Origin of the sequence: Vibrio sp. B183 (genome assembly GCF_000740665.1) — a bacterium.
GTDB classification, from domain to species: Bacteria; Pseudomonadota; Gammaproteobacteria; order Enterobacterales; family Vibrionaceae; genus Vibrio; species Vibrio coralliilyticus.
On record NZ_JPQB01000030.1, the window covers coordinates 1 to 9036 of the forward strand.

Consider the following 9036-nt stretch of genomic DNA (forward strand, 5'->3'; position numbering starts at 1 on the left):
AAGAAACGTACAGCGAAAGCTGAACCAACAAGCCAAATAAGAACTAAATCTTGCTGCACCATAACGCCCTGCTAAGTGGCTAGCAACGCAAACCACGATACGTAAATTAGCCGCCTTAAACACTTCACCAAACTAAAACCAAAGTTGCCGAGCGTTGATAGTCCGCCTTGAGCAGTTTGTTAGGCCAAGTTTTTAAGTACAACCTGATGGGTAGTCTATTACCGAAGAATAGCCTCCTTTAGTTGAAGACATTAACGCTAGATCAACAGGCAAAAACAATAAATCTGCGGCGAAAGATAATGGCAGATCTACAAACGCTATAGGGTAAGGAATGAAAAATAAATTACCGCTCAATATAAAAACGCACGGTTGGTAAACCGCTGATTGCACGGTTCCAGAAAATGGATGCCCTAGCTCACCACTTACTATATGTGTATCAACTGAAGAACATCCTTGGATAAGACTAATTAAAGCTATTCCCAAAAGCTTTAGCCTTTTTCTTAACGCCATTAAAGTATTCCTATTTGCAATATTTTGATATTCTAACAATGTAAAAATCATTCACTCGGTAAATGTTCAATATATGGGATCTGGAACTCTCTTTATAAAAAATTGCCTAACGCCCTGTTAAGGTGTGAGCAACGCAATACCGAAGTTCCCGCGGAATACCTTAAACACAATAACGCAACGCCAAGCGTTGCGAATCACTCTTAAACAGATTGTTAGGTTTATGACTAGTTAAGAACTCTTTCTGTACCACCTTGCTCTTGATGGTAATATTTTACTTCTTCTATCTTTTGCTTTGATTCCTCTTCACTTAATACTTTTTGCTCAGCTAACCATTTAAACTTGTTGATCTCATTAGCTAACTCGTTCTCCATGTTAATATCCGAATACCAAGCTAAAAGTTGCTCTTTACGTCGACTCATCAATGTATCGACTACTGCATCATGCTGTCTATCTTGTATGATAAGCAGGTTAACCTCGTCAGTGTTATAAACTGTGTAGGTAATTTTTGATACAACCGCCCAAATTAAACAAGCACCACCTATTAAGATCCACATTGGATCTAAGTAAAACGCTTCACGCGTAAAACTGCCATATCCACTTTGAAAAATACCAATTACAATCCAAAGAATGCCTACATTTCTCAGCCATTCATTCTGTTCAATGATCTCTGAACTTTTATGTGGCAAGTCACCGTAGTAAAGATCTACATCACCTTTACCTGACGATTGCACGTAGCCGTAATTAAACCGATCGTCTCCGAAACTGAACGTGAATTTATTCTTGCCTTTTTTTGTACAACTTCCATTTCAATACCTTGTATCTAACTCATTGTTTAATTAGAGCAATGAGTAGACAATCAAGTCAATATTCACCAGACAAATGAGTGACCAAGCACAATCAAAAACCTAACGCCGCGTTAATGGGCAAACAACGCTACCACAAACTTAAACCATTGTGCCATAAACACAAAAACTAAACCGTGAGCCAAAACTGCCAAGCGTTGGTTGTCCGATTGAACGCATGGTTATGGAAGGTTGAAGCAACCAATACGCTCACCGCACAACTGCAGCTTTTTGTAACCACAAAACCCAACAAACCTCATGCAGCAACCCCAAAAAGCCTAAAGAAGAAACCTAACAACAACGATACGGCCAATTGAAACAAAGAAGGGTCGCCCCACTGAAGCCAAGTATCAGCTAATTGCCGCTGTACCAGTTTCACTTGGGAGCCAGATGAAAACGGCAGATTAGCCTTTGCGAAAGACACAAAGCGGCTTTTCACCAGAGATAAAAATTTGGAACCTAGTAGGCATGTGAGAATGACTATGAAACTCACAGCGAACGCCGAACCATCAAGCCAAATAAAAACTATATCTTGCAGCACCATAACGCCGCGTTAAGTGGTGAACAACGCGACCACCTAACCTAAAATATTGGGTCGTAAACACTAAAGTTAATTCAAACCCAAAATGCCAAGCGTTGTGAATTCGTCTTAAACGCTTTGTTATGTTTATATTTCAAGCCACTGGTATGGCGCTGCTAACCCCATAACTAGTTCATGTCCTCTGTTAGAAGGAACGATACGTTTGGACACGTCATGCTCTAATTTAAATGAACCAAAACACAATACTTTTTTACTCGGTGTGATGAAACTATGATTTAAGCCGAACTTTAAACGAGCAATAGGGTAAATATTATTCCCTTTACCTTGAAATTTTGGAGAAAGCTCAGCTGAAGAAAAACGCCTAGTTGGGGTACTAAAATTGACTTTATTAACCTGACCTATAACCGCAGCTTTAACCGTACCGTTAGCAAGTACCTTTTGATGTAATTGATCATAATGCTTAACGTCAAAGAAAAATTCATCCCACCTTAATTTTTCTTTATCTACCATAACGAAAATTGACTGACGCATTATTGGATTTTTGCGCCCATATTCATAAAGGTCAAGCAAACCATTTAGACTATTTACATAAGGCAATTTTCTACCGCGTGTTCTATAGGTTCGTTTTACTGTGTCGTGGTTATGATTTTTTAAAAAATCATTTTCCTTACCTTTCATTTTCATTTGGTCTTTATCATCCATCAAATGAATGCGAAAAACTCGACTACCATTAGCTAGGGCTGTCAGGACTTCATTTGTTGAGCCTGCTACGTCAATTATTTGTTTTCCTTTTGTAGCAAAAGAACAAGTAATTGAATGATCTTCATATTTCGCCAACCTGAAGTAAGCTGGAACTTGAGTTGTCCTTGACTTACCAACCCTTTGACTAGCTGAAACATACTCAAGTTCTGCTTCACAGCCTTTTCCACCACAATATATTGGATTCGGTCTTCCAAAAGGCAGGTAATTCAAAATTGTTACTTGGTTTCGATTTGAATCATAACCAAATGGAATCTTCACTCCACTCACAGAACTCTCCTATAAACATAACGCCCTGCTAAGGGGTGAGTAATGTAATACCGAAGCCGCCGCATACCACCTTAATCACTAAATTCAACGCATAATGAAAATGCCACGCGTTGCGAATCCCTCTTGAGCAGTTTGTTAGCTATTTTTTTCCAACGCCTCTCGGAGCTTAGCTATCGTATGTTGACTGTAGACTTTAATTCCATTGCGCTCTAACAATGCAGTAGCTACCCCTGAGCCATCGATTTTGACCCCGTTGAATGTACCGTCATAAATTTTTGAGCTGCCACAGGAAGGGCTACCTTCAGCGAGTATCGCGTACTTTATTTGCTGTTTTTTGCAAAGTTCCAAAGCGTTCTCTGCCCCACTTACAAATTGTTCAGTAACATCAATACCATCATTTCCAACAACGTTTGCCAAACCATCAAGCACATCAACACCTTTACCAGTAATGATTTCTGCAGGTGCTCTAGGAATAGGTAAACCTGCTGAGACTTCGGAGCAAAAGGTCACTAGTTCTGCGTTTGACTTGAGCCATAGCAGCTCAGGCTCTTTGACTGATAAACAGCTCGCATTGTATCTAACGTTGTTTCCAACCAGACATGAACTAACGAGAACTTTTACCACTGGAACTCCTTTATATACGAGAAATAGCTAACGCCGCGTTAATTGGCAAACAACGCTACCACAAACTTAAACCATTGTGCCATAAACACAAAAACCAAACTGTGAACCAAAATTGCCAAGCGTTGGTTGTCCGATTGAACGCTTGGTTATGGAAGTTAAGACAACCAATACCTCACCACAAAACTTAAGCTCTTTGCGGCCACGAATACCCACAAACCAATATGCAGCAACCCTATAAAACCCGAAGAAGAAACCTAGCAACAACGATACAGCCAATTAAAACAAAGAAGGGCCGCCCCACTAAATCTGAGGTTCAGCTAATTGCCGCTATACCAGTTTCACTTGGGAAATAGATGTAAACGGCAGATTAGCCTTAGCAGCATACCCAAAGCGGCTTTTCACCAGAGATAAAAATTTGGAATCAAGAGAGGAAACAAGAGCTCCCAGAAAACTCGCCGCAAACGTTGACCCAACAAGCCAAATAAGAACTAAATCTTGCTGCACCATAACGCCCTGTTAAGGTGTGAGCAACGCAATACCGATGCTTCCGCATGCCACCTTAAACGCTAAAACCAACGCATAGTAAAAATGCCACGCGTGCCGAATCACTCTTAAATTGTTTGTTAGTTTGCGTGCCAAAGTGACACAAAGATTGATTATTGCACACTTTAAGACCATAATACACATGTGACATTTTGACACAACAGGAGATAACATTATGGCAACTACTTTGCCTCGCATCACCGCTAGAGTTGATGTCGATACACAAGACTTACTTACTAAGGCTGCCGCGATCGCCGGCATGTCTAGCATCAACTCGTTTGTTCTAAGCGCTGCAATCGAAAAAGCTAAACAAGTCATCGAACGTGAACAGGCTTTAAAACTGAGCCAAGCTGATGCTATGTTGCTCATGGAAGCTTTAGACTGTCCTGCAACACAGAACTCAAAACTAAAAGCTGCAGCTGATCGATACGAGAGCAAAACTCAATGATGAATACGGTACTTCTAGATAAAGCTAAACACGATAGAAACCGATTCAACTGTGGCATCGAAGCTCTCAATAATTACTTAAGAGTAATGGCTAGTCAGCAAGCAAAGAAGGACAACACCAGAACGTTTGTTTTGGAAGATGATAACGACAACTCACATGTCATCGGCTTTTACACGCTAACAATGACGCCAATTGACTTAAAGGCATTGCCTGATAAGTTACAAAAAAAGCACCAATCATCCACCTCTGGTGGTCTGATAGCCCGTCTTGCTGTCGATGAGCGATACAAAGGGAAAGGTTTTGGTGAGTGGCTGCTTATCGACGCACTCAGAAAGCTATTAGCTGCTAGTGATAGCGTTGCATTTCCAGTTGTTATCGTTGACGCCAAAGACGGTGCGAAACACTTCTATGAACGCTATGGTTTTCAAGCATTTGAAGACGCTGGAAATAAACTCTTCATCACCATTGCTGATGTGAGAGCCAGCTTAGGCTAGTTACCCGCTAGCCTTTAGCAAACTAACGCCGCATTAAGGTGTGAGCAGCGCTTGGCTATACTTGAGCGAAGCGAAACCGCCAAGCGTTGCGAATCACTCTTAAATGCTTTGTTATGTTTGTAGTTAAAGGGATAGACACAACTCTATTTCACGCCCTTCAACTAAGCAACCTGTTGATACAAAACCACAACTTTCGTAGAAGCCTTGAGGGCTACCTAAACCTGTAACAACACTTGTATACAGAGCCGATATTCCGAACTCATTAACCAATGCTGATTTCAACAAATCGATAGCGATACGCCCGTACCCCTTTGACTGTTGAGACTTATCAAGCATGAACCGCCAAAGTTCAAACTTACCTGAAACTGTGTCTGCGTTTACTAAAACAAAGCCAATTGGATTATTGTCAGAATAGATACCTTTGAACCAAGGAAAACGCATAAAGTTTGCTTCAGCCAATGAAATAGCATTGCTATCAACATGGTTTAACTGGTTTTGAGCTACCTGTAACTGACAAATCTCATAGAAGTTCGTTTTGTCTATACTTCTTAATTCGAGGCTCATGCTACCAACTTCCTTCGAAAACATAACGCCCTGTTAAGGTGTGAGCGACGCAATGCTGAAGCCGCTGCATACCACCTTAAACACTAAAACCAACGCATAGTAAAAATGCCACGCGTTGCGAATCACTCTTAAACAGTTTGTTGGCCGCTCATTCCCAAAGGTTACTGTTTACTCAACAGGAACTTACGCAAATCTCTCTCTGCACGCATAACAAACAGAATAAACACTTTGTCACCGTCTTGTTTATAGAAAACACGACATGGATTAACGACAACTTCACGATAACTTAAATGTTCTAGCTCGGGTGGAATACGACCTGACTCTGGGAAAGTTTGTAGGCGTTCGACTTTGGAGAAGATCGTTTGCACTAACTGCTTTGCAGCTACGATATTTTCAAGTGCGATGTATTCAGCGATATCGTTGAGGTCAGATAACGCTGGTTCAGTCCAGATTATTTCAGCCATTTTGACATTTTGTCCTTGGCTTCATCATGGCTTACCACTTTACCGTCAGCTAGTGCACGCTCACCTCGTGCAATACCCTCAAGAATAGCTAAACGGTTTTGCATAAACTCGTAGTCATCAACATCAACGAGATAAGCGGATGGCTTACCATGCTCAGTAATTAACACTGGCTCTTTGGTGTCGTGGAGATCGGCGAGGATCTTAGTTGCTTGACGTTTGAGTGATGTAACTAGTTCTACTTTCATGAGAGCTGCTCCAAAGGAATACTAAAGTGATACTATTCTATCACTTTGAGTATAGCAAGCTCCATGACGGCTAACGCCCAATTAAGGGGTGAACAACGCTACCACCCAACCTAAAACATTGTGCCATAAACACTAAATTTGAAGTAGAAGCAAAAGTGCCAAGCGTTGTGAATCCCTCTTAAATTGCTTGTTATGTGCGTACCAAACGGTAGCGCCTTACTGTACCTTCACTTTCATCTGTGTAGTTGCCCAGATATACACCACCACAGCTTTCGATGACCTTTTGTGATGCTGAGTTTTCGATTGAACAGGTCACAATAGCAGAGTCAGGTACAACATTGTCACGAACCCAAGCGAGAAGAAATGAGGCGACCCCTTTACCACGAGCTGTCGGTCTGGTTTCATAACCAATATGACCTATAACATTTTCAATGTACTCGTTTGTACCATGTCGAACTCTGATTGACCCGAGAATTACACCTGACTCCATACAAAAATAAGTTGTTATTGGAGCCCAACCGTCAGGCAACCCTAAACCTTTGGAGTATGCGATTCTCTTCTTTAGATACGCACTACTGTCAGTTTTTGCCTCTTCATAAAGCTCTAAGCCATCAGCAATGCAGGACTCAACGTAGTCTTTAAACTGGTCTTGATGACCTACTTTCGCTTTCGTAATTTCCATTTTACTCCTAAGCACATAACGCCCTGTTAAGGTGTGAGCAACGCAATGCTGAAGCTCCCGCATATCACCTTAAACACTAAAATCAACGCATAGTAAAAATGCCACGCGTTGTGAATCACTCTTGAACAGTTTGTTAGAATTACGTCTCACTGCGGGTCTATCTATTTCGTACACCATCACCAAATTCAGTAAAGTCGCTGATTTGGCTTAACTTAAATCTGTGTTCAAGAACAAAGGTTGACCACTTCTCTTTAAATATTGGGGCATCATCAAGCTCACTAACATTTTCGGTAGTGAGCATCTTTTTTGTCAGGTAATTAATACTAGTAACTACCTCCACTCTAGGACCTCGATTAGCCATTGCCTCATAACCGATTAACTCAAGATCTGAATCTTGGTAACGGAAGTTGTAACTCCACTGGTTCTCAAATCGACCATCTAAAAAATCAATATGTAAGTTTCCTTTTGTAATACTCATTAAGATTTCTTCAGCCCTTCCTTCTTCATCAACAGAAAAGAAGCAATTGTCATTTTCAACAACGACGTCGTACTTGTCGTTATTTCTTAAAGCAACAATAATTCCTCTTCGGTTGAGATCTAACTGACCACGGTACTCATCAGTGACCATTTTGTTTTGGTCTGCACCTTGTATCATCAAAACAATATCGTCTCTACCATCTCCATTTAGGTCACCATGTATAGCCTCAATTATAGTGTGACCATTAGGAACGATTTCCCAATAGGAGCTATCAAGGTCGATTTTTTCTTGTGCTAAAACGTTTGCTCCAAATAGCAAAGCTGATAATAAAAGTAACTCTTTCATTTCTCGCTCTATGATTTTTCAGTAGTAAGTTCTAACGCCTTGCTAACGGGCGATAACGCTATACCACCAAACTTAAAATTTGTGCCCTAAACGCTGAAACCGATTTGAATGAAAGTGGCCAAGCGTTAGGAGTCCCTGTTAAGCAATTTGTTAGCTATTAGTCCAAATTAGTTACTGATTGAATTATCGTTGGTGAGTTTTTTACACACCAGCTAAGAATGCTTGAGAAAACTTCTTGAAATTCTGCTTTTGCAGCATCTTTTACGCTGCTAGTAGCTAAGTCTTTTGCTGCTGCAAGAAGCCGGTTACCTTGCTCAGGGGCAGCTTTGATCGCCTCTAAACCTTTTGGGGTTAAACAAACGTTCTTAAAGTCACTGCCACTAGAGCTTTCATAGAAAATCAACCCAGACATACTCAACCATTCGATTGTAGCTTTTGACAAACCAATGGGACTTTTATGGCGGTTGTATTTATGAGTTCCGTTGTTTTGTTCTTCTTGAGATTGACTCCACAAGTCGTCATCGAGATCAAATGCAATATCATAAGCATTAATGTTAATTCTCAAAGGGAAGTGCTCATACAGGCGAGCGAGTAAGTGCCCTGAGTATGCTTCAAATATTTCTATATTCCTCAATCGTTCCTCCTTGGATAGCTAACGCCCTGCTAAGTGGCTAGCAACGCATGCCGCCACACTTAACCAGACCACCGTAAACACTACCCCCGAATGGAACAAAAATTGCCGAGCGTTGATAGTCCGTCTTAAGCAGCTTGTTAGGCTAACTTCGATAGATTAATGCCATTCGCTAACTGTAATAAAATGTCAGCATGTCATACAGCAAGTAAATCTGAGCAAATGACATCGAATACAACAAGCTTATAGAAAATGCTTCGAGCATTGAGGTATCATTCTCCATTAATTAACCCCTCTACCCCATACACAACCTGAACAAGCGTAAATAAACATGACGTAAAAGCAAAGAAAAGCATTGCTCGCTCGAATGCTGTAATTGAGAACCACCACCTGTATAACTTCAGCATTTTTATATCCCCATAATTTCATCAAGTGCAAATAATAGATGAGCTATACCTGTCAATAACATATACCCCCAAGCCAATACAAAAGCAGATTTCATTGACTTACTTAATGCACGCCATTCATTCAAAAACTTCTTCATAGATTGTACTTCTCCGTCATTTATTGTTTGCCTAACGCCGCGTTAATGGGCA

15 protein-coding genes are annotated in these 9036 nt (G+C 40.8%); 2 read left to right on the forward strand and 13 right to left on the reverse strand.

Annotated elements, in window-relative coordinates:
- Positions 1-192: 192 nt before the first annotated feature.
- The 6 genes from IX95_RS26115 to IX95_RS23695 form a co-directional block, all read right to left on the reverse strand.
- Positions 193-510: a YceK/YidQ family lipoprotein gene (locus IX95_RS26115; RefSeq protein ID WP_160175007.1), complete on the reverse strand. Its 318-nt coding sequence runs from the start codon at positions 508-510 to the stop codon at positions 193-195.
- A gap of 224 nt (positions 511-734) precedes the next feature.
- Positions 735-1241, reverse strand: coding sequence for a hypothetical protein (locus IX95_RS23680; RefSeq protein WP_160175008.1), 507 nt, complete (start codon positions 1239-1241; stop codon positions 735-737).
- Entirely contained in the window at positions 1214-1315 is a 102-nt protein-coding gene (locus IX95_RS27115) for a winged helix-turn-helix transcriptional regulator (protein ID WP_152562069.1), read from the reverse strand. Before IX95_RS27115 ends, IX95_RS23680 begins: the two co-directional genes overlap by 28 nt.
- 293 nt (positions 1316-1608) lie before the next feature.
- A complete protein-coding gene (locus IX95_RS26420; RefSeq protein ID WP_038164516.1) occupies positions 1609-1896 on the reverse strand; it encodes a hypothetical protein in 288 nt (95 codons plus the stop codon).
- A gap of 123 nt (positions 1897-2019) precedes the next feature.
- On the reverse strand, positions 2020-2922 hold the full coding sequence (locus tag IX95_RS23690; RefSeq protein ID WP_038164518.1) for a hypothetical protein: 903 nt from the start codon (positions 2920-2922) through the stop codon (positions 2020-2022).
- A gap of 135 nt (positions 2923-3057) precedes the next feature.
- A complete protein-coding gene (locus IX95_RS23695) occupies positions 3058-3546 on the reverse strand; it encodes a DUF523 domain-containing protein (RefSeq protein WP_038164520.1) in 489 nt (162 codons plus the stop codon).
- 718 nt (positions 3547-4264) lie between these two features.
- Between IX95_RS23695 and IX95_RS23705 the strand changes: the two genes are divergently transcribed.
- On the forward strand, positions 4265-4537 hold the full coding sequence (locus tag IX95_RS23705) for a type II toxin-antitoxin system TacA family antitoxin (RefSeq protein ID WP_025507006.1): 273 nt from the start codon (positions 4265-4267) through the stop codon (positions 4535-4537).
- The gene (locus IX95_RS23710; protein ID WP_038164527.1) at positions 4534-5031 is read left to right on the forward strand and encodes a GNAT family N-acetyltransferase; all 498 of its coding nucleotides are present in this window, start codon (positions 4534-4536) and stop codon (positions 5029-5031) included. The genes IX95_RS23705 and IX95_RS23710 overlap by 4 nt, the downstream gene beginning before the upstream one ends.
- Before the next feature lie 123 nt (positions 5032-5154).
- On the opposite strand, the gene IX95_RS23715 is transcribed toward IX95_RS23710, so the two are convergent.
- The 7 genes from IX95_RS23715 to IX95_RS26975 form a co-directional block, all read right to left on the reverse strand.
- A complete protein-coding gene (locus IX95_RS23715; RefSeq protein ID WP_038164529.1) occupies positions 5155-5595 on the reverse strand; it encodes a GNAT family N-acetyltransferase in 441 nt (146 codons plus the stop codon).
- Positions 5596-5756: 161 nt separating this feature from the next.
- Positions 5757-6059: a type II toxin-antitoxin system RelE/ParE family toxin gene (locus tag IX95_RS23720; RefSeq protein ID WP_025548916.1), complete on the reverse strand. Its 303-nt coding sequence runs from the start codon at positions 6057-6059 to the stop codon at positions 5757-5759.
- Positions 6047-6304 (reverse strand): type II toxin-antitoxin system Phd/YefM family antitoxin, encoded by a 258-nt coding sequence (locus IX95_RS23725; RefSeq protein ID WP_005448240.1) that lies wholly within the window; start codon positions 6302-6304, stop codon positions 6047-6049. Before IX95_RS23725 ends, IX95_RS23720 begins: the two co-directional genes overlap by 13 nt.
- A gap of 190 nt (positions 6305-6494) precedes the next feature.
- Positions 6495-6986, reverse strand: coding sequence for a GNAT family N-acetyltransferase (locus IX95_RS23730; RefSeq protein ID WP_038164533.1), 492 nt, complete (start codon positions 6984-6986; stop codon positions 6495-6497).
- A gap of 157 nt (positions 6987-7143) precedes the next feature.
- Positions 7144-7809: a hypothetical protein gene (locus tag IX95_RS23735; RefSeq protein WP_038164535.1), complete on the reverse strand. Its 666-nt coding sequence runs from the start codon at positions 7807-7809 to the stop codon at positions 7144-7146.
- Between the two features lie 157 nt (positions 7810-7966).
- Positions 7967-8374 (reverse strand): hypothetical protein, encoded by a 408-nt coding sequence (locus IX95_RS23740; protein WP_152562070.1) that lies wholly within the window; start codon positions 8372-8374, stop codon positions 7967-7969.
- Between the two features lie 475 nt (positions 8375-8849).
- Positions 8850-8984: a hypothetical protein gene (locus tag IX95_RS26975; protein WP_268745337.1), complete on the reverse strand. Its 135-nt coding sequence runs from the start codon at positions 8982-8984 to the stop codon at positions 8850-8852.
- Positions 8985-9036: the final 52 nt, after the last annotated feature.